23 protein-coding genes are annotated in these 18763 nt (G+C 72.6%); 16 read left to right on the forward strand and 7 right to left on the reverse strand.

Annotation, left to right across the window (positions count from 1 at the left end; genetic code table 11):
* Positions 1-119 precede the first annotated feature (119 nt).
* From ACIRF8_RS11255 to ACIRF8_RS11275, 5 genes are all read left to right on the forward strand, one after another.
* Positions 120-941 (forward strand): helix-turn-helix domain-containing protein, encoded by an 822-nt coding sequence (locus ACIRF8_RS11255; RefSeq protein WP_404213340.1) that lies wholly within the window; start codon positions 120-122, stop codon positions 939-941.
* 100 nt (positions 942-1041) lie between these two features.
* On the forward strand, positions 1042-2088 hold the full coding sequence (locus tag ACIRF8_RS11260) for a PhlD (protein ID WP_404213342.1): 1047 nt from the start codon (positions 1042-1044) through the stop codon (positions 2086-2088).
* Positions 2089-2161: 73 nt separating this feature from the next.
* Complete coding sequence (locus ACIRF8_RS11265; protein ID WP_404213344.1) at positions 2162-2839, forward strand: TetR family transcriptional regulator; 678 nt, start codon at positions 2162-2164, stop codon at positions 2837-2839.
* A gap of 8 nt (positions 2840-2847) precedes the next feature.
* Positions 2848-3639: an SDR family NAD(P)-dependent oxidoreductase gene (locus ACIRF8_RS11270; protein ID WP_404213346.1), complete on the forward strand. Its 792-nt coding sequence runs from the start codon at positions 2848-2850 to the stop codon at positions 3637-3639.
* Positions 3640-3760: 121 nt separating this feature from the next.
* Positions 3761-4879 carry an acyltransferase family protein gene (locus tag ACIRF8_RS11275; protein WP_404213348.1) on the forward strand — a complete coding sequence of 373 codons (1119 nt, stop codon included), beginning with the start codon at positions 3761-3763 and terminating at the stop codon, positions 4877-4879.
* Here ACIRF8_RS11275 and ACIRF8_RS11280 read toward each other — a convergent pair.
* Entirely contained in the window at positions 4860-5564 is a 705-nt protein-coding gene (locus ACIRF8_RS11280; protein WP_404213350.1) for a DUF2470 domain-containing protein, read from the reverse strand. The two genes, ACIRF8_RS11275 and ACIRF8_RS11280, sit on opposite strands and share 20 nt — an antisense overlap.
* A 135-nt stretch (positions 5565-5699) precedes the next feature.
* Here ACIRF8_RS11280 and ACIRF8_RS11285 point away from each other — a divergent pair, with 135 nt between their 5' ends.
* From ACIRF8_RS11285 to ACIRF8_RS11295, 3 genes are read left to right on the forward strand one after another with little or no spacing between them, the layout of a single operon-like run.
* Positions 5700-5987: a hypothetical protein gene (locus ACIRF8_RS11285; RefSeq protein WP_404213352.1), complete on the forward strand. Its 288-nt coding sequence runs from the start codon at positions 5700-5702 to the stop codon at positions 5985-5987.
* 48 nt (positions 5988-6035) lie between these two features.
* A complete protein-coding gene (locus ACIRF8_RS11290; protein ID WP_404213354.1) occupies positions 6036-6632 on the forward strand; it encodes a VanZ family protein in 597 nt (198 codons plus the stop codon).
* Positions 6633-6637: 5 nt separating this feature from the next.
* Positions 6638-7039 carry an ATP-binding protein gene (locus ACIRF8_RS11295; protein WP_404213356.1) on the forward strand — a complete coding sequence of 134 codons (402 nt, stop codon included), beginning with the start codon at positions 6638-6640 and terminating at the stop codon, positions 7037-7039.
* A 66-nt stretch (positions 7040-7105) separates the two neighbouring features.
* On the opposite strand, the gene ACIRF8_RS11300 is transcribed toward ACIRF8_RS11295, so the two are convergent.
* Positions 7106-7747 (reverse strand): MBL fold metallo-hydrolase, encoded by a 642-nt coding sequence (locus tag ACIRF8_RS11300; protein WP_404213358.1) that lies wholly within the window; start codon positions 7745-7747, stop codon positions 7106-7108.
* Positions 7747-8832 (reverse strand): S-(hydroxymethyl)mycothiol dehydrogenase, encoded by a 1086-nt coding sequence (locus ACIRF8_RS11305; RefSeq protein ID WP_404213360.1) that lies wholly within the window; start codon positions 8830-8832, stop codon positions 7747-7749. The genes ACIRF8_RS11300 and ACIRF8_RS11305 overlap by 1 nt, the downstream gene beginning before the upstream one ends.
* A 145-nt stretch (positions 8833-8977) precedes the next feature.
* On the opposite strand from ACIRF8_RS11305, the gene ACIRF8_RS11310 reads away from it, so the two are divergent.
* On the forward strand, positions 8978-9775 hold the full coding sequence (locus tag ACIRF8_RS11310) for an ABC transporter permease (protein ID WP_404213362.1): 798 nt from the start codon (positions 8978-8980) through the stop codon (positions 9773-9775).
* Positions 9776-9791: 16 nt separating this feature from the next.
* Here ACIRF8_RS11310 and ACIRF8_RS11315 read toward each other — a convergent pair whose 3' ends face one another.
* The 3 genes from ACIRF8_RS11315 to ACIRF8_RS11325 all read right to left on the reverse strand — a co-directional run bounded on the left by ACIRF8_RS11315 (position 9792) and on the right by ACIRF8_RS11325 (position 11426).
* Positions 9792-10004 (reverse strand): hypothetical protein, encoded by a 213-nt coding sequence (locus tag ACIRF8_RS11315; protein ID WP_404213364.1) that lies wholly within the window; start codon positions 10002-10004, stop codon positions 9792-9794.
* Between the two features lie 120 nt (positions 10005-10124).
* The gene (locus tag ACIRF8_RS11320) at positions 10125-10670 is read right to left on the reverse strand and encodes a YciI family protein (protein ID WP_404213366.1); all 546 of its coding nucleotides are present in this window, start codon (positions 10668-10670) and stop codon (positions 10125-10127) included.
* A 9-nt stretch (positions 10671-10679) separates the two neighbouring features.
* Positions 10680-11426, reverse strand: a complete 747-nt coding sequence (locus tag ACIRF8_RS11325) for an SAM-dependent methyltransferase (RefSeq protein WP_404213368.1) — start codon at positions 11424-11426, stop codon at positions 10680-10682.
* A gap of 101 nt (positions 11427-11527) precedes the next feature.
* On the opposite strand from ACIRF8_RS11325, the gene ACIRF8_RS11330 reads away from it, so the two are divergent.
* Positions 11528-12190 (forward strand): chloramphenicol phosphotransferase CPT family protein, encoded by a 663-nt coding sequence (locus ACIRF8_RS11330; RefSeq protein WP_404213370.1) that lies wholly within the window; start codon positions 11528-11530, stop codon positions 12188-12190.
* On the opposite strand, the gene ACIRF8_RS11335 is transcribed toward ACIRF8_RS11330, so the two are convergent.
* Positions 12126-12326, reverse strand: coding sequence for a DUF6150 family protein (locus ACIRF8_RS11335; protein ID WP_404213372.1), 201 nt, complete (start codon positions 12324-12326; stop codon positions 12126-12128). The genes ACIRF8_RS11330 and ACIRF8_RS11335 overlap by 65 nt on opposite strands.
* Before the next feature lie 133 nt (positions 12327-12459).
* Here ACIRF8_RS11335 and ACIRF8_RS11340 point away from each other — a divergent pair, with 133 nt between their 5' ends.
* The 6 genes from ACIRF8_RS11340 (at position 12460) to ACIRF8_RS11365 (ending at position 18733) form a co-directional block, all read left to right on the forward strand.
* Positions 12460-14007: an ATP-dependent DNA ligase gene (locus tag ACIRF8_RS11340; RefSeq protein WP_404213374.1), complete on the forward strand. Its 1548-nt coding sequence runs from the start codon at positions 12460-12462 to the stop codon at positions 14005-14007.
* 117 nt (positions 14008-14124) lie between these two features.
* Complete coding sequence (locus tag ACIRF8_RS11345) at positions 14125-14610, forward strand: cation:proton antiporter regulatory subunit (protein ID WP_404213376.1); 486 nt, start codon at positions 14125-14127, stop codon at positions 14608-14610.
* A gap of 4 nt (positions 14611-14614) precedes the next feature.
* On the forward strand, positions 14615-15853 hold the full coding sequence (locus ACIRF8_RS11350) for a cation:proton antiporter (protein ID WP_404213378.1): 1239 nt from the start codon (positions 14615-14617) through the stop codon (positions 15851-15853).
* Between the two features lie 138 nt (positions 15854-15991).
* A complete protein-coding gene (locus ACIRF8_RS11355) occupies positions 15992-17527 on the forward strand; it encodes an MFS transporter (RefSeq protein WP_404213380.1) in 1536 nt (511 codons plus the stop codon).
* Positions 17528-17650: 123 nt separating this feature from the next.
* Positions 17651-18178, forward strand: a complete 528-nt coding sequence (locus ACIRF8_RS11360) for a GAF domain-containing protein (protein WP_404213382.1) — start codon at positions 17651-17653, stop codon at positions 18176-18178.
* A 78-nt stretch (positions 18179-18256) separates the two neighbouring features.
* Positions 18257-18733, forward strand: a complete 477-nt coding sequence (locus ACIRF8_RS11365; protein ID WP_404213384.1) for an NUDIX domain-containing protein — start codon at positions 18257-18259, stop codon at positions 18731-18733.
* Positions 18734-18763: the final 30 nt, after the last annotated feature.

Genomic DNA, 18763 nt, shown 5'->3' on the forward strand with positions numbered 1-18763 from the left:
CCAGACATCATGACGGACCGTCTGATCGTTTTCTTCGGGCAATGTTTATTACCAAAGGCGATGGGAGTATTTAGACTGCTCACGCTCAACTCGGCGTGTAAGAAGAGGGATTACCCACCATGAACAAGAAGGCGCTCCGCGCCCTGCTCCGTGAACGGCGCGCCCTCATAGCCCCCGAGTCCCACGGCTTCACCCGCCCCACGGGTCAGGGCCGGCGCGCGCCCGGTCTGTCACAGCACCAGGTCGACCAGTTGCTGCACCGGACGCTCGGGACGTACCACCGGCTGGAGTCGGGGAGTTACCCGAGCCCGCCCGCGGACCTGCTGCGCGACGTGGCCCGGCTGTTCGGCCTGAACGAGCAGGAGTGGCTGCTGCTGTGCCGCTACGCCCTGCTCCAGGATCCGCCGGGACCGCTGTACCTCTCCTCGGGCAAGGAGATCCCGGGAGTGTGGCAGGAGGCGGTGGACGGCATCAACCACATCGCCTACGTGTCCGACGCGTCCTGGGACCTGCTCGCCTGCAACCAGGCCTTCATGGAGCTGTTCCCCGGCCATCAGCCGCCGTCGAACACGATGCGGTGGATGCTGCTCGACCGGCACGCGCACCGCATGCTGACGAACTGGGCCACCGCCTGGGCCCCGCTGCTGCTCCCCCAGTTGCGGGCCGCACTGGCCGCGCGACCCGAGGACGACACGCTGCGCCAGATCGAGAAGGAGGTCCTGGCGGACCCGGAAGCGGCCCCGATCTACGAGGCGGGCGGCTCGGCCATCCACCCGGACGGCGACGAACGCCCGCTCCTGCACTCCCGGTTGGGGCCCGGCTGGGCCACGATGTGCGCGGCGCAGCCGCTGACCACCCCGGGCGCGCGCCTGATGATCCTCGTGTTCCACCCGGGCGTCCGCCGCGCGCACCCGCGTGTCCCCGCACTTCAGGCAGGCTGAGGAGCTGCTCGCGCAGTCCCGCCGACGCTTCAACTGCCGGACCCGGTGACGTACGTTGATGTGGCCCCCCACCCCCTTCTCTCCCCGTGGGAGCCACCACATGCCGCCTGTCCACGTCTCCAGACCCCGTACCGTCCTCGGTGCCCACAAGGTGGGTACCGACGAGATAGCGGACGACATACGCGCCCACCATCCGGGGCACCCCCGGCTGGCCGCGGCCGTCCGCGCGGTGCTCGGTTGCGGCGTGCGGACCCGCTACTTCACCCGTCCGCTCGCCTCGGCGGCCTCGGCGGGCGAGGGGCACGCGATCGGCGAGCGGGCCCGAGGCGCCTTCGCCGACGCGCTGGAACTCGCCCACGAGGCGGCCGAGGCCGCCCTCAGGGACGCCGGCCTGGCGGCCACGGACCTCGGCGGGATCGTCACCACGCACTCCACGGGGTGGTCGGTGCCCAACCTGGACGTGCACCTCATGACCCGCCTCGGCATGCGCCCCACCGCCCGCGCCCTCGCGCACACGACGCTCGCCTGCACCGGGGGCGTCAAGTCGCTGATCCGCGCGGCGGACATGGTCACCGCCCGGCCCGGCAGGCCGGTCCTGGTCGTCGCGGCCGAGGTGATCTCCGCCGTGTACCACCACAGTGACACCGGCATCGACGCGATGATCTACAAGGCGCTGTTCGGGGACTCGGCGGGGGCCGCCGTCGTCAGCGCCGAACCCCTCGGCCCCGGCTTCTCGTTCGACGACACCTACGAGCACGTGCTGCCGGACACCGCGGGCCATCTGAGCGGCCGGATCACCTCGGACGGGCTCCACTTCGACGCCACGAAGGAGGGGCGCGCCGCCTCTCGCCACGCGCTTCCCGCCTTCATGGAGTGGCTCGGCGACCGCAGCGCCGATTTCGCGGTCATCCACCCGGGCAGCCCGCGCATCATCGCCGACACGGTCGGGGCGCTGGGCCTCGGCGACCAGGCCGCCCGTCACTCCACCGACACCCTCACCGACGAGGGCAATCTCGGCGGGGTCAGCGTGCTCCGCGTCCTGGAGCGTACGCACGACGAGCCTCCGGCGCCGGGTTCTCGCGGTGCCATGGTCGCCTACGGCCCCGGTTTCGCCACCGCCGCCCTCTACGGCCACTGGCACGCCTGAGTGCTCACCCCGGGCGCGAAATGTCCCACCGGGACTCATGTCCCCTTGAGACATTCAGGTGTACGCTCGCCTCATGAAGGCGAACGAGACCGGCCCCGGCCGGCCCCCCGAGGACCGTCGACAGGTCAAAGCCCGCCGGACGCGTGAAGCGCTGGCGGAGGCCGCCGTCGAGCTGGTGCTCGAACGGGGGCTCGGGAACGTGACCGTCGAGGCGATCGCCGAGCGCGCGGACGTCACGCGCCGCACCTTCAGCCGGTACTTCACCGGCAAGGAGGACGCGGCGCTCGACTTCACCCGCGCGGACGGCGCCCGCATCAACGCGGCGCTGCGCGCCCGCCCCGAGGGCGAACCCCCGCTGCTCGCGTACCGCGGCGCCGTCGCGGACTGGCTGGCCGACCGGGAAGGCCCGGGCGGGCAGCACCGCCCCGCGACGCGCGAGCTGTACGCCGTCCTGGACAAGGAACCGGCGCTGTTCGCCGCGTACGAACGCATCCGGGTCGACGCCCAGGACGAGTCCGTCCGCATCATCGCCGACCGGCTCGGCACCGACCCCTCCCGGGACCTGCGTCCCGGGGTCGTCGTCGGCGCCGCGGCCGGTGTGCTGACCGCCGCGCTGCGCACCTGGGCGCGCGGCAAGGACAAGGACGCCGAAGACCTCGCCGCACTGGTGGCGCGGGCCTACGACGCTCTCATCAAGGAGGCAGGGGCCGCCCGAGCGGCGATGGCCTCCGACATCACGACCAGAGAGTGACACGCACCATGAGCACCACCCCCCTCACCGGTCAGGTCCCCGCGGACACCACCGAGTTCGCCGGGAGGACCGCGCTGGTCACCGGCGCCGCCTCCGGCATCGGTCTGGCCACTGCCCGTCGTCTGGGTCTCGGCGGCGCGCACGTCGTCCTCGCCGACCACAACGAGCAGGGCGCGAAGGAAGCCGCCGAGACATTGAAGGGCGAGGGCGTCACGGCCGCCGCCGTCGCGCTCGACGTGACGCGGCCCGCCTCCGTCGAGGCCGCCGTCCGGTTCGCCGTCGACACCTTCGGCGGGCTCGACCTGGCCGTCAACAACGCGGGCATCGGCGGCGCCTCCGCACCGACCGGCGCGTACGACATCGACGTGTACGACCGCGTCGTCCGCACCAACCTCGACGGCGTCTTCTACTCGATGCGCTACGAGCTCCCCGTCATGGAGGCCGCGGGCCGGGGCGGCGCCATCGTCAACGTCGCCTCGATCCTCGGCTCGGTCGGCTTCGCGGGCTCCCCCGCCTACGTCGCCGCGAAGCACGGTGTCGTCGGCCTGACGAAGACCGCCGGCGCCGAGTACGCGGCCAAGGGCATCCGCGTCAACGCCGTGGGACCCGGCTTCATCGAGACCCCGCTGCTGAAGGAGATGGACAAGGCGGCGCACGACGCTCTCCTCGCCCTGCACCCGGCGGGCCGGCTCGGCCACTCCGAGGAGGTCGCGGAGCTGATCGCGTTCCTGCTCTCGGACCGCGCCTCGTTCATCGCGGGCAGCTACCACCTGGTGGACGGCGCCTACACCGCCGTCTGACCCACCGGCGGCGGTCACTCCCGTCCCGTCACCGCGCTTGTGTCACGTCTTGAGTCATGGAACCGTCTGCACGGGGCAGGCGAGGGATTTGATCCGGCTCGAGGAGGGGCGCAGGCGCGCGATGGAACGGCAGGCAGCGGCGCGGGGCATATCAGGCGGGACCCGCACGACGGGCGCGCCGGGCAAGGCGCGCGAGTCCTACTTCGACAACGTGAAGTTCCTGACGATCGTGCTGGTCGCCTGCGGGCACGCGTGGGAGCCGCTGACGTACGGCAGCCGCGCGGTGACGGCGCTCTATCTCACCGTGTACGCCTTCCACATGCCGGCGTTCGCGCTGGTCTCGGGGTACTTCTCGCGCAGCTTCGACATGGCGCCCGGGCGCCTGAAGCGGCTCGTGACCGGGGTCGTCGTGCCGTACGTCGTCTTCGAGGTGGCGTACACGCTGTTCTACCGGTGGGCGCAGGACGACCCCGGGTACCCGATCAGCCTGCTGGACCCCTGGTATCTGATGTGGTTCCTGGCGGCCCTGTTCGTCTGGCGGCTCTCGACCCCGCTGTGGCTCCAGATGCGCCATCCCGTGCCCGTCTCCCTCGCGCTGGCGACGGCGGTGTCGATGATGCCGGACGCGGGCGGCGATCTGGCGCTGCAACGGGTGATCCAGTTCCTGCCCTTCTTCGTGGTGGGCCTGGTGCTGCGGCCCGAGCACTTCGCGCGGCTGCGGACCTGGCGGGTGCGCGGGGCGGCGGTGCCGGTGGCGCTCGGCGCGGTGGTGGCGGCGTACTGGGCGGCGCCGTGGTTCGACGCCGGCTGGTTCTACCACCGCGGGAGCGTGGAGGGGCGCGGGGTGTCCGCGTGGGTGGGCGTGGCGGCGACGCCCGCTCTGTTCGCCCTGGCGCTCTTGCTCACGGCCTGCTTCCTGGCGTGGGTCCCGGGCCGCGGGCTCCGGTTCACGGCGCTCGGCACCGGGACCATCTACGCGTATCTGCTGCACGGATTCGTCATCAAGTCGGCCCGCTTCTGGGACTGGTACGACCATCCCTGGCTGCACTCCCCCGCGGGCGAGCTCGCGGTGACGGCGACAGCGGTCACGGGCATCACGCTGCTGTGCGCGAACCCGGTGCGACGCGTCTTCCGGTACGTCGTCGAGCCCCGTATGGACTGGGCGTTCCGGCGGGCCGAGCCGCAGCGGGAGGCGGAGCGGACGGCCGAGCGCGCGAAGGTCACCGCCGGCGGCGGCTGAGCGTCTGCGCCGAGGCGAGCAGGCAGTGCATCCGCTCGGTGAGCGCCGTCAGGTCGTCGGCCGGGCTGTGGAAGGGGATGCGTACGTCGGCCTGACCGCGGGCCCGCTCCAGGCGCAGCGTGAGGCCGTGCCGGTCGACGGCGAGCGGCTGGACCCGGACGACGCCGTGCAGGCTGTCGGGGCTGACGAGCCGGGTGAGCTGTTCGACGGCCTCGGGATGCGCGTCGGCGAGGTGCGTCAGCAGGCGGGGCTCGGCGAGGGCCAGCGGATCGGGCGTGGCGGCGGCGAGTTCGCCGAGGTCGACGCCGAGGCGCTCGGTCCGGGTCTGGAGCACGGCGCGGCGGGGGTGCAGCAGCAGCTCGCCGTCGCCGGAGCCGTCGGGCACGAGGTCGCCCGAGAGCCAGAGCCGGGCACGGACCCGGTCGCGTACGGGGACGGGGGCCGCGTCGGCGAACTCCAGGAGTGCGGTGGGGCGGCCGTGTGGTGAGCAGAGCACGGCGGCGGCGAGCACGCTGTCCGGCGGGGGTGTGATCCGCACGGTGCCGTCGTCGGCGACGTGATGGGCGCCGACGAGGTCGTCCTGCCCCACATCGGTGGTGACGCCGCAGGTCCACGCGGCGGCGAGCACGGAGCGTGCGCGGGCCGCCGTGGCGGGCACGGCGGTAGCGATCTGACGGACACCCATCCCGAACCTCCATTAGGTAAGCCTTGCCTAACTTAGCTGAGATCATCGCCGGGGGTCCACCCCGCCCCGCCCACGAACGGGGGGTGAATATGCCGTCCGCCCCCGCGCCGCGTCCGGGGACGGCATCATGCCGCCATGGACGGACTTGCGCTCCTGCGGGAGCTCTTCACGCCCGATGAGTACGAGGCGGTGCGCGGGCACGCGGATCATCTGGGCGTGACGGTCATCGAGTACGTGCGCCGCACCGCCGCCGAACGGGCGCTGGGGCGGCGGGACCTCGCGGAGGCCATCGAGGCACGGGCCCCGGGTCTCGGGAAGACGTCGATACCGCAGGTGGACCGGGTGCGCTGCGAGGGCGGCGCGTCCTCCCCCGCCCTCGACCGGTTCCTGGACACGCTCACCCATCCCACACAAGGAAGTTGACGTACCGTCACCCCGCGTGTTCCGGCTCCGTCGGGGCATCCGGAGCCCATGACCTCGGTGACGGCACAGACCGACAAGGCGGACCGGGCCCCTTCACGGCAGCGGTGGTGGCGGCTGCTGACGCGGGCGGTGATCGCGCTCGTCGCGTTCCTCGCCCTCGTCGCGTTCTCCGCCGTACTGGCCCGGCTCACGCTCACCCCCTCCCCGGCGTCCGATCGGATCGCCGGGTCCAACCTGCGGCCGGGCGCCTCGCTGCGGCAGTACGCGCAGTCGTACACCTTCCTGGCCGCCTGCAAGCAGATCGGCGGCAACCTGCTGCTCGGGGCACCGTTCGGCCTGCTGCTGCCGGTGCTCGTGGCGCGGCGGATGCGGATGGTGCGGGTGCTGCTGGTGACCGCGATCGTCATGGTGCTCGTGGAGCTGGCGCAGGGCGCGCTCGTACGGGGCCGCGCGTTCGACGTGGACGACGTCATCCTCAACACGGCGGGCGCGCTGATCGCCTACCTCCTGGTCGGCCGGCGCATCGGCCACGGCTACCACGCGCTGGCGGGTCCCTCGCAGCGGGAGCGCTTGCCGATCACGCCGGAGGGGAAGGACTCCGGTCACCGGGACGCGACACACACAGGAGACCACGAGAGGAAGTGATCGTCATGCGTGCGCTCAGGAACGCCGAACGGCGCGCCGCACGCGTGGAGTACCTGATGCCGCGAGGCTCGGGCGCCGCCCGGCTGGCCCGGCGGCTGACCCGGTCGTTCCTCGCGGGACGGACCGACGAGGCGGCCACCGACGCCGAGTTGGTGGTGTCGGAGCTGGTCACGAACGCCAACCGGGTGTCCGACCACCGCTGCCGGATGAGTCTGCGCCTGGACGCGGGGGAACTGATCGTGGAGGTGCGCGACGACGGGCCGGGCCTGCCCCGGCTCGAACCACCGTCCCAGACGGCCGAGTCCGGCCGCGGCATCGCCCTGGTCCACGCACTCGCCCAGCACTGGAGCGTCCTGCCGGACCGGCGCGGCGGGAAGACGGTACGAGCGGTCTTCGCCGCGGCCTGACGAGCACCGCGGGCGCCCGGGGCGGGCGGCGACGCGCGGTCACCGCCCGGCCGGACGCGCGGAACGTCAGTGGCCGCGCTTGATCCACTCGTCGAGCTGCGGCGCCTCCGCCCCGATCGACGTACTGTCCCCGTGCCCGGTGCGCACGACGGTCTCGGGCGGCAGGGTCAGCAGCCGGTCGCGGATCGAGGCGACGATGGTCGGGAAGTCGCTGAAGGTCCGCCCGGTCGCGCCGGGACCGCCCTGGAACAGGGTGTCGCCGGTGAAGACGGTGCCGAGCGCGGGCGCGTACAGGCTGACCGCCCCGTGACAGTGCCCCGGCGTGTGCAGAACGGTCAACTCCACGCCCGCGACGGTGAGTTCCTGCCCGTCCGCGAGTTCCGCGTCGGGCGCCCGGTCGGGATGCGTGCGCTTCCACAGCTCCGCGTCGGCGGGGTGCAGCAGGATCGGCGCGCCCGTGCGCGCGGCGAGGGCGGGCGCGGCGTCGATGTGGTCGTCGTGCGCGTGGGTGCAGACGATCGCGACGAGGCGCCGGTCGCCGACGGCCGCGGCGATGGCGTCGGCGTCGTGCGCCGCGTCGATGACGAGGACCTCCTCGTCGTCCCCCACCAGCCATACGTTGTTGTCGACGTCCCAGGTGCCGCCGTCGAGGGAGAACGTGCCGGAGGTCACCAGGTGCTCGATGCGCGCGGAGGGCGTGGCGGCCATCAGAACATCACCACCGAGCGCAGCACGTCACCGTGGTGCATCCGCTCGAACGCCTTCTCCACGTCGTCGAGCCCGATGGTCTCGGTGACGAACGCGTCGAGGTCCAGGCGCCCCTGCAGATAGAGGTCGATGAGCATCGGGAAGTCGCGGGAGGGCAGGCAGTCGCCGTACCAGGACGACTTGAGCGCGCCACCGCGCCCGAACACGTCGAGCAGCGGCAGATCGAGCCGCATCTCCGGCGTCGGCACCCCGACGAGCACCACCGTGCCCGCCAGGTCCCGCGCATAGAAGGCCTGTTCGTACGTCTCCGGACGGCCGACCGCCTCGATGACCACGTCCGCGCCGAAGCCGCCGGTGAGCTGGCGCACGGCCTCGACGGCGTCGGTGGAGCGGGAGTTGACGGTGTGGGTGGCGCCGAGCGAGCGGGCCGTCTCCAGCTTCTTGTCGTCGATGTCGACAGCGATGATCTTCGCGGCGCCGGCCAGACGGGCGCCGACCACCGAGGCGTTCCCGACGCCGCCGCACCCGATGACGGCCACGGAGTCGCCCCGGCCGACCCCGCCTGTGTTGATGGCGGCGCCGAGCCCGGCCATCACGCCGCAGCCGAGCAGCCCGGCCGCGGCGGGCGACGCGGACGGATCGACCTTGGTGCACTGTCCGGCGGCGACCAGCGTCTTCTCGGCGAACGCGCCGATGCCGAGCGCCGCGCTCAGCTCCGTGCCGTCGGCGAGCGTCATCTTCTGCTTCGCGTTGTGGGTGCTGAAGCAGTACTCGGGCCGGCCCCGACGGCAGGCGCGGCACTGGCCGCACACCGCACGCCAGTTGAGGATCACGAAGTCGCCGGGCGCGACCTCGCTCACCCCCGCGCCCACGGACTCCACGATGCCCGCCGCCTCGTGCCCGAGCAGGAACGGGAACTCGTCGTTGATCCCGCCCTCCCGGTAGTGCAGATCGGTATGACAGACCCCGCACGCCTGGATCTTCACGACGGCCTCGCCCGGCCCCGGGTCCGGCACCGTGATCGTCGCGATCTCCACCGGCGCGCCCTTGGCCCGCGCGATCACGCCCTGCACCTGCTGTGCCATGACGGTCAGCCCTCTTTCTCTCGGCGTCGTCTGTCCACGCTCGTCTACCCATCGTTGCCCGCCCATCGTCGCGTATGCCCCGGGCGGGCGACAGCACTGGCCCCGGGCCGCGGCTCCCCGGTCGCCCAACCCCTACGCTTCGCGGATGTCCGGTCGAACGGTGGCGACGTCCGCCCTCCTGCCCGTCGACGGCGCCCTCGCGGTCGCGCTCGTCGCACTGCTGCTGGCGGCCATGGCCGTGGCGGCGGTGTTCCGGCTCGCGCCGGACGCCTCACGGCGACGCGCCGGGGACATCGCGCTGGCCGGGGTCCGGGCGACGGTGCAGCTCGCCGCGGTCTCCCTGGTGATCGGTCGGATCGTCGGGCACGGGGCCGCGGTCCTCGGGTTCGTGCTGCTCATGTTCTGTGTGGCGGCGCGTACGGCCGGCCGTCGCCTCACCCCGGGCCGCGACTGGATCTGGGCGGCGGTGCCGATCGCCGCTCCGGTGGTCCCGGTCGTCGGCGCCCTTCTCGCCACGGGGCTGCTGCCGCCGACCGGTATCACGCTGATCCCCGTCACCGGCATCCTCATCGGCGGCGCGCTCACGGCGACGGTGCTGGCGGGCCGGCGCGCCCTGGACGAACTCTCCGCACGCCACGGCGAGGTCGAGGCATGCCTGTCCCTCGGTCTCCTCCCCCACGAGGCCCGCCTGGAGATCGCCCGCCCCGCCGCGTCCGACGCCCTGCTCCCCGGCCTCGACCAGACCCGCACGGTGGGCCTGGTCACGCTGCCGGGCGCGTTCGTCGGCATGCTTCTGGGCGGGGCGTCGCCGGTGCTGGCCGGCGCGGTCCAGCTCTTCGTCCTCGTGGCACTCATGGCCGTCCAGTCGATCGCGGTGGCGACGACGGTCGAACTGGTCGCGCGGGGCCGCCTGCGCCGCCCGGCCCCCGGCCGTCAGCCGTAGCGGTCGGGACTTCGCGTCAACCTTCCTCGTAGGCGTGGGCGGGCGCGCCGCGCCACTCGATGCGCGGCGAGTCCCCGAGCACGAGATCCTCCGCGTTCTCCAGCCCGGCCCGGCGCAGGAACTCGATGACGTCCGCGTCCGAGTGCGCGAGCCCGAGCGGCACGGCCGCGACCGTGACGCTGCGTCCGCCGCCCGGGGAGGGGCGGTGGACGACTACCGCGGGGCACATGCGCCCGGGATTCGCTGCTGTGGTGTCCGTACGAGGTCGTCGGTGATGGTGTGCCGCATGACGCCAATTAGATCGCATGTTCGAATTTCGGTGCAAGCGGAGCCGCGGAGACCGGGTCGGCTACCTGCGCCCGCCTGGTTCCCAGAGGTGGACCTCGATGTCGGCGTACCGGTCGGCCGTCAGGACGGCGCGGGCCGCCTCGGGGCCTGGGGCCCGCAGGAGCGCCGCCGTGCCGAGCCACCGGGTGTCGTCGTCACTGACCAGAGGGCCGTACGCGACGAGGTCGTCCTGGCGAGGCGGTGCGAGGTCGGCGGCGGGGCCGGAGCCGAGGCCGAGCACCAGATAGCCCTCGCCCTCGTCCGCTCGTCCGGGGAACTCCCACATGGTGCGCCCCAGCAGGTCGTGCCAGCGGCGCAGCAGGACGTCCCGGTAGACGCCCGCCTGGTAGCCGGGCTCGTCGAAGGCGAACGCGCGGGCGGCGGCCGGGTCCGGCAGGTCGGCGATGTGCACGCTGCCCGTGGGTGTCTCGCCGTCGTCGGCGAACGTCGGGCCGCGAGCGATCAGCTCCCGCTCGTAGCCGTCCATGTAGGCCCAGTGGTCCTCCGTGAGGGCGAGGCGCAGCGCGAGGGATTCCGGCCGGTCGCGGTGGTGGCAGAAGAACTTCACGGCGGCCTCTCAGAGCCTGTCGTCACGCGTGCGGCGCAGCACCAGCGTGACGAAGCCGAAGGCGTCCCGGTAGCCGCGCAGCCATTCCGTGCGACGGGTGTCGGCCGTCTCCAGGGCGTACGCGCTGTCGGGGTCCGCGGGGTGGTCGAGGGCCCAGGCGGCGAGCGAGCCCCAGCAGGACCACTCGTAGGCGTCCAGTTCGCCACGGGTGCTGACGTGCCCGTCGACGGGGGTCCAGCCGTCGGCGACGACGCGGTCCACGGTGGTGGCGAGATCGTCGAAGTCGCCGAGCATGTCGACGGCCTCCGGGGTCGGCGGGCGCTCCCAGAACCCGTCGCCGACCAGGACCCGGCCGCCCGGGGCGAGGTGGGCGCGGGCTGCGGCCAGCGTCGGGAGCAGTCCGCCGAAGACGTGCGTGGCCCCGACGCTCAGTACGAGGTCGAAGGGCTTCTCCGCGACGAAGTCCTCGGCCCGCCGGTGGTGGAGGACGAGGCGTTCGTGGACGCCGAGCTCGGTGGCCGTGCGCCGGGCGTCGGCGAGGTCGCTCCCGGAGATGTCCACGCCCTCGGCATGGAGGCCCGGCCGCTCGGCCAGCGCGCGCAGGAGCCATTCCCCGCCGCCGCAGCCGAGGTCGAGGGTGCGCTCGTCGCCGCGTGGCAGAGCGCGTCGCAGGAGACGGCGCACGGAGGTGTCGTCCAGCGGTGCCTTGATGGGATGTTCGGCGTGGGCGATCCTGGAGATCTGTTCGCGGTTCACCGGCGCAGCATGGCAACGGCGAGGGCCCCGCGCATCCGGTTTTCGGCCGGGCCGCCGACCGGGCCTGCCGAGCCGCCCGGCGTGCGTGTGAGCATGTCGCCATGGACACGGGTCGCATCATCTTCCTCAACGGGACGTCCAGTTCGGGCAAGTCGAGCATTGCGCGGGAGTTGCTGGACGTCCTGGACGACGGTGTCTTCTTCCATTTGGCGGTGGACGCGTTCAACGCGATGCGTACCAAGCGGGAGCTGGGCCCGGCGGAGCTCGAGTCCGCGCTGCGCCGGACCCGGACGGGTTTCCACCGCGCGATCGCGGCCATGGCGGAGGCGGGCAACGACGTCGTCGTCGATCATGTGCTCAGCGAACCGTGGCGGCTGCGGGACTGCCTCGCGGTGCTGCCCGCGGAGAACGTGCTGTTCGTCGGTGTCCACTGCCCGCTGGACGAACTGGTCCGCCGGGAGGCCGCCCGGGGCGACCGACCGCCCGGGCTCGCCGCGCTCCAGTACGAGCTGGTGCACCGGCACGGGGTCTACGACCTGGAGTGCGACACAAGTACGGCGAGCCCGCGCGCCTGCGCCGAGCAGATCAGGGACTTCCTTCCGCACCGTCCGAGCCCGACCGCTTTCATGCGGCTGCGGGGGCTGCCCGCTCCCGCCGCGCCCCGCGAACCTGCCGGAGGGGCGCCGGCCGAACCGGGTGTCAGCTCGCCTCCCACGCGCGGTGCACGACGAACACCTTCTTGTCCGCCTCCCATCGGCGGTTGACGATCACTACCTTCTTGTCGGCTTCCCAGGCCCGGTCCACGAAGTACACCTTCTCGTCCGCCTCCCAGGCGCGGTCGACGAGATACACCTTCTCGTCCGCTTCGTAGGCGCGGTTGACGATGAACACCTTGGGCATGCTCTCCCCCTGTCGGAGCGTCCGGCGGATCTCAGTATCTCCAGCGGCGCAGAGGGCGTCACTTGGTTAATGGCGCCCCGCGCTGAGCGCCCGTACTGGTGCGCCCCGCGATCTCTCGTTGCACCATGGCTGCATGCTCTTTGCCCGACTGGCCCAGGTGTCCCAGGAGGTCGCCGCCGCCTCGGCGCGGTCCCGGAAGATCGAGCTGCTCGCGGAGCTGTTCCGGGACGCGGAACCGGACGACGTGCCGATCGTCATTCCGTATCTGGCGGGCCGTCTCCCGCAGGGGCGGCTCGGGATCGGGTGGCGGGTGCTGGGCGAGCGGGTGGCGCCGGCGGCCGAGCCCCGGCTCAGCGTGCAGGACGTCGACGCCGCGCTGACCACGCTCGGCGACGTGTCCGGCGCCGGTTCGCAGGCCGAACGGCGCCGCCTGGTCGGTGAGCTGATGGGGGCCGCGACCGAGGACGAGCAGCGGTTCCTGTTCGGCCTCGTGACCGGTGAGGTACGGCAGGGCGCCCTGGACGCGGTCGCGCTCGAAGGGCTCGCGCGGGCGACCGACGCCCCGCCGGGGGACGTACGGCGTGCGGTGATGCTGGCGGGCGGGCTCCAGCCGGTGGCGCGGGCGTTGCTGGCCCAGGGCCCGGAGGCGCTCGCGGAGTTCCGGCTGACCGTGCGCAACCCGGTGCTGCCGATGCTGGCGCACTCGGCGGGCTCGGTCGCCGAGGCGCTGGACAAGCTGGGGGCGTGTGCCGTGGAGGAGAAGCTGGACGGCATCCGCATCCAGGTGCACCGGGACGGCGAGGAGGTGCGGATCTTCACGCGCACGCTCGACGACATCACGGACCGGCTCCCTGAAGTGACGGCGGCGGCACGGGAGTTGGCGGGCGAGCGGTTCATTCTGGACGGGGAGGTCATCGCGCTGGACGACGCCGGGCGACCGCGCGCGTTCCAGGAGGTGGCCGGGCGGGTCGGGTCGCGGGTGGACGTGGCGCGGGCCGCGGAGGCGGTGCCGGTCTCGCCGGTCTTCTTCGACGTGCTGTACGTCGACGGGACGGATCTGCTGGACCTTCCGTTCGCCCAGCGGCACCAGCGGCTGGCGCGCCTCGTGCCGGAGCCGATGCGGGTGCGGCGCACGGTCGTCGAGGACAGCGCGGAGGAGGAGCAGCGCGCGGCGGCGCAGGCCTTCTTCGACGCGACGCTGGAGCGCGGCCACGAGGGGGTCGTCCTCAAGGGCCTCGAAGCTCCGTACAGCGCGGGGCGCCGGGGCGCGTCCTGGCTGAAGGTGAAGCCGGTGCACACGCTCGACCTGGTGGTGCTCGGCGCGGAGTGGGGGCACGGGCGGCGCAGCGGGAAGCTGTCCAACCTGCATCTGGGGGCGCGGCGCGAGGACGGTTCGTTCGCGATGCTCGGCAAGACGTTCAAGGGGCTCACCGACGCACTCCTCGCCTGGCAGACGGAGCGGTTGCGGGAGCTGGCGGTCGAGGACGACGGGCAGGTGGTGACGGTGCGGCCCGAGCTGGTCGTGGAGATCGCCTACGACGGGCTCCAGCGGTCGACGCGCTATCCGGCGGGCGTGACGCTGCGGTTCGCTCGGGTGGTGCGGTACCGGGACGACAAGACGGCGGAGGAGGCGGACACCGTGGAGACGGTGCTTGCCGCACATCCACACCTCCAGAGCTGACCGTTTCTTTGCCAAAACATGGGCCGTATAGGGTGACAGTCATCTTGAAAGATGCATTCGCCATGTAACAGCCGGCCCGGGACCGCACCCCGGACACGCACGGACAAGGGGAGAGACGTGCCCGCTTCACGCCTGAGCAGGACACCATTGCCGGGGATCGGATTCCGCTACGACCTCACCACGCGAGAACAGCGCCACCTGTCGGTCGTCGCCCACCGGGACGGAGGCCGCACGCTCAGCGCCTACCAGGCCGACGATCCCGACGCCTGCGCCCTGTCGCTCAAACTGACCTCGGGCGAGGCGGCGTACCTCATCGACGCGCTGATGCCCTCGCACCACAGTCCGAACCTGCTCCACACCACCGATCTCGGACTGGTCGCCGAACGCGTCGAGATCCCCGGGGTCTCCCACTGGAACGGCCGGCTGCTCGGGGAGACGCACCTGCGCACCGAGACGGGCGCGTCGATCGTCGCCGTGCTGCGCCGGGCGGAGGCGATCCCGTCTCCGACGCCGGACTTCCGGCTCGCGGGCGGTGACACGGTCATCGTCATCGGCACCCGCGAGGGCGTCGAGGCCGCCGCCGCCATCCTCGGGCGGGAGTGACCGGATGCATTCCGCTGTCTTCCTCATCGAGTTCGGGGCGATCATCCTGGCCCTCGGCCTGCTCGGCCGGCTGGCCGGGCGGCTGCGGTTCTCGCCGATCCCGCTCTACCTCCTCGCCGGGCTCGCGTTCGGCGAGGGCGGGCTGCTGCCGCTCGGCGCGAGCGAGGAGTTCGTCGCCATCGGCGCCGAGATAGGGGTGATCCTGCTGCTCCTCATGCTCGGCCTGGAGTACACCGCGAGCGACCTCGTCAGCAACCTCAAGACGCAGTACCCGGCGGGCCTCGTCGACATGACGTGCAACGCGCTGCCGGGCGCGGTGGCCGCGCTGCTGATGGGCTGGGGCCCGGTCGCGGCCGTCGTCCTCGCCGGCGTCACCTGGATCTCGTCGTCGGGCGTGATCGCCAAGGTGCTCGGGGACCTCGGGCGGCTCGGCAACCGCGAGACACCGGTCATCCTGAGCATCCTGGTCCTGGAGGACCTGGCGATGGCGGTGTACCTGCCGATCATCACCGCGCTGCTCGCCGGGGTCGGCTGGGCCGCGGGCGGTCTCACCCTGGCGATCGCGCTCGGCGCCGCCGGCCTGGTGCTGTTCGTGGCGGTGCGCTACGGACGGCACATCTCCCGGTTCGTGTCGAGCGACGACCCGGAGAAGCTGCTCCTCGTCGTCCTCGGTCTCACCATCCTGGTCGCCGGGCTCGCCCAGCAGCTTCAGGTGTCCGCCGCCGTCGGCGCGTTCCTCGTCGGCATCGCGCTGTCCGGCGAGGTCGCCGAGGGCGCGCACACGCTGCTCTCCCCGCTGCGCGACCTGTTCGCCGCGGTCTTCTTCGTCTTCTTCGGCCTGCACACCGATCCGGCCAGCATCCCTCCGGTGCTGCTTCCCGCACTGCTGCTCGCCGTGGTCACCGCCTGCACGAAGATCTTCACCGGTCACTGGGCGGCGCGCCGGGCCGGTATCTCGGCGAAGGGGCGCTGGCGGGCCGGTGGCGCCCTTGTCGCGCGCGGCGAGTTCTCCATCGTCATCGCGGGGCTCGCGGTGACCTCCGGCATCGAGCCGCGGCTCGGTCCGCTGGCGACCGCGTACGTGCTGATCCTGGTCATCGTCGGACCGCTCACCGCCCGCTACACGCAGCCGCTGGCCCAGCGGTTGTTCCCCGGGCGGACCGCCGGGTCCGCCTGTGCGACGGCCTCGGTGCCGGGGCCACGAACGGCGGATCAGGCCCAGGTGGACGAGCAGATCGGCTGAACCGCGGGGGCCCGTGGGCCGGCGGGACGGGGCGGGGAACGGCGTCGTTCCCTCCCCGGTCGCCGACCGCGGGCAGGGCGCTTAGCGTGGTGGACGAGGTTGATCAGAGGGTGCACCCCGGGGTGTCTGGAGGCCACCATGGACCGCTCGTCCGACTCCGCCGCGGCATCGTCCGGACCCGGCGCGCCGACCGATACGCCCGACGGCGGCTCGGTCGCGTACGCGGGCGGTGGGAAGCACGAGCACCGATGGCTGATCCTCGCCGTCATCGGTATCGCTCAGCTCATGGTCGTCCTCGACGCGACGATCGTGAACATCGCGCTCCCTTCCGCGCAGCAGGATCTCGGCTTCGACGACAACAACCGCCAGTGGATCGTCACCGCGTACGCGCTCGCCTTCGGCAGCCTGCTGCTGCTCGGCGGTCGCATCGCCGACCTGGTGGGCCGCAAGGCCGTCTTCATCGCCGGACTGATCGGTTTCGCGGCGGCCTCCGCGCTGGGCGGCGCCGCGACGAGTTTCGGCATGCTGGTGTTCGCGCGGGCCCTGCAAGGTGTGTTCGGCGCGCTGCTCGCACCGGCCGCGCTGTCCCTGCTCACGACGACGTTCACCGATCCGCGCGAACGGGCCAAGGCGTTCGGCATCTACGGTGCCATCGCGGGCGCCGGCGGTGCGGTCGGGCTGCTGCTCGGCGGTGTGCTGACCGAGTACCTGGACTGGCGCTGGTGCCTGTACGTGAACCTGCTGTTCGCGGTGGTCGCGATCCTCGGCGGCATGCGGCTGCTGCACGGCGGCAGGCCCACGGACCGGCCCCAACTGGACGTACCCGGCACCGCGCTGGTCTCGGTCGGCCTGTTCTGCATCGTCTACGGGTTCTCCAACGCGGAGACGCACTCCTGGGGGTCCTGGCAGACCTGGGGCTTCCTCGTCATCGGCGCGCTGCTGCTGGTCGCGTTCGCCTGGTGGGAGATGCGGGCGCCGCATCCGCTGCTGCCGCTGCGCGTCGTCCTGGACCGGGACCGCGGGGCGTCGTACCTCGCGATGTTCATCTCCGGCGCGGGCATGTTCGGTGTGTTCCTGTTCCTGACGTACTACCTGCAACAGATCCTCGGGTACTCCCCGGTGATCACGGGTGTGGCGTTCCTGCCGATGGTCGCCTGCATGGTGTTCTCCTCCGTCGTGACGACGAACTACCTGGTCCCGAGGCTGGGGCCGAAACCGATCGTGCCCCTGGGCATGGCCCTCGCGGCCGGCGGCATGGCCTGGCTGACCGCGCTCGACCTGCACAGCAGCTACGGCGCGCACGTGCTGCCGCCACTGCTCGTCGCCGGACTCGGACTCGGCCTCGTCTTCGCCACGGCGATGAACCTGGCGACGGCGGGCGTCGCCGCGCACGACGCGGGTGTCGCCTCCGCGATGGTCAACACCAGCCAGCAGGTGGGCGGTTCGATCGGTACGGCGCTGCTCAACTCGCTGGCGACCGCCGCCGCCACCGACTATCTCGTGGGCAAGAAGCCCTCACCGCTGGTCCGGGCGCAGGCGTCGATGGACAGCTACTCGACCGCGTTCTGGTGGTCGGCGCTGTTCTTCGCGATCGGCTTCGCGGTGACGCTGGTGCTGTACCGGCCCGGGGTACCCGAGTCGGCGCTGACGTCCGAGGACTCCGCGCACGCGTGACCCGGTTCGGGGCGACCGTTCACGGGGCATACCCCTTCTGCAAAGTCCGCCCGTCCGGCCGCGTGCCGGGCGGGCGACTGTGCCTGTGCGGGGCGGATGGGTGAAGGGCAAGGGGGAACAGCCATGCGTGGCGTGCCGTACGAGGCGTACCAGGTGGACAGCGAACTGCTCGCGACGGCGTTCGTGGAAGTGGCGGACGCCGCCGTGAGCGGCTCGGCCGAGGCACTGGCCGCCCTCGTCCGTAGCTGTACCTCGCTGCTCGGCGTGGGTTCGGCGGCGGCCGTGCTGAAGCCGCCGACCGGGCGGGTGGAGATGGCGGCGTCGGACAACCGGGGCCTGCGCCTGGAGCGGGCCGCGCTGTCCTGGGGCGAGGGTCCGGGCGCGGACTGCCGGGCCTCGGCGCAGCCCATCCGCGGTGTGCCGCTGGCCCATCCCTACGCCCGCGCCAACTGGCCCTCGTACACGGCGATGGCGCGTTCGCTCGGCTTCGCCTGCGTGGTGGCGGTGCCGTTGCGCGCGCGGGAGCGGACGGTCGGCTCGCTCAGTCTGCTGACCGAGCGGACCGGGCCGCCCGGCGCGCTCCCCCTGCGGCTCGGCCAGCATCTGGCGGACGCGGCGGCGCTGTGCATCCTGCCCCGGGACCGCTGCTGAACCCCGTCCGGCGGGAAATCCCCGCGGGCCGCCGCCGCGTACGCGCGCTGGGCCGGGGCCCGCACCGAGACTGGTCTCATGACCGACGAGACGAAGCGAACGAAACGCAGCGCGGGTCTGCTCCTCTTCCGCCGGGCCCCCGGCGGGCCCGAGGTGCTGCTCGGGCACATGGGCGGCCCGTTCTGGGCGCGCAAGGACGCGGGGGCGTGGAGCGTCCCGAAGGGTGAGTACGAGCCGGACGAGGCGCCCTGGGACGCGGCGCGGCGCGAGTTCCGCGAGGAGCTGGGCCTGCCCGCGCCCGAGGGGACGCCGCTGCCGCTCGGCGAGACGGTGCAGTCCGGGGGCAAGCGCGTCACGGTGTGGGCGCTGGAGGCCGACCTCGACCCGGCGGACATGGTGCCGGGCACCTTCACGATGGAGTGGCCGCGCGGCTCGGGGCGGATCGCCGAGTTCCCCGAGCTGGACCGCGTGGCGTGGTTCGGGCTCGACGCGGCGCGGGTGGCGGTCGTCAAGGCGCAGACCGTCTTCCTGGACCGGCTCGCGGAGCAGGTCTGACGGCGGCCCGGCCGGGTACGCGGAGGGACC

Origin of the sequence: Streptomyces sp. NPDC102406 (assembly GCF_044765725.1) — a bacterium.
Taxonomy (GTDB): domain Bacteria; phylum Actinomycetota; class Actinomycetes; order Streptomycetales; family Streptomycetaceae; genus Streptomyces.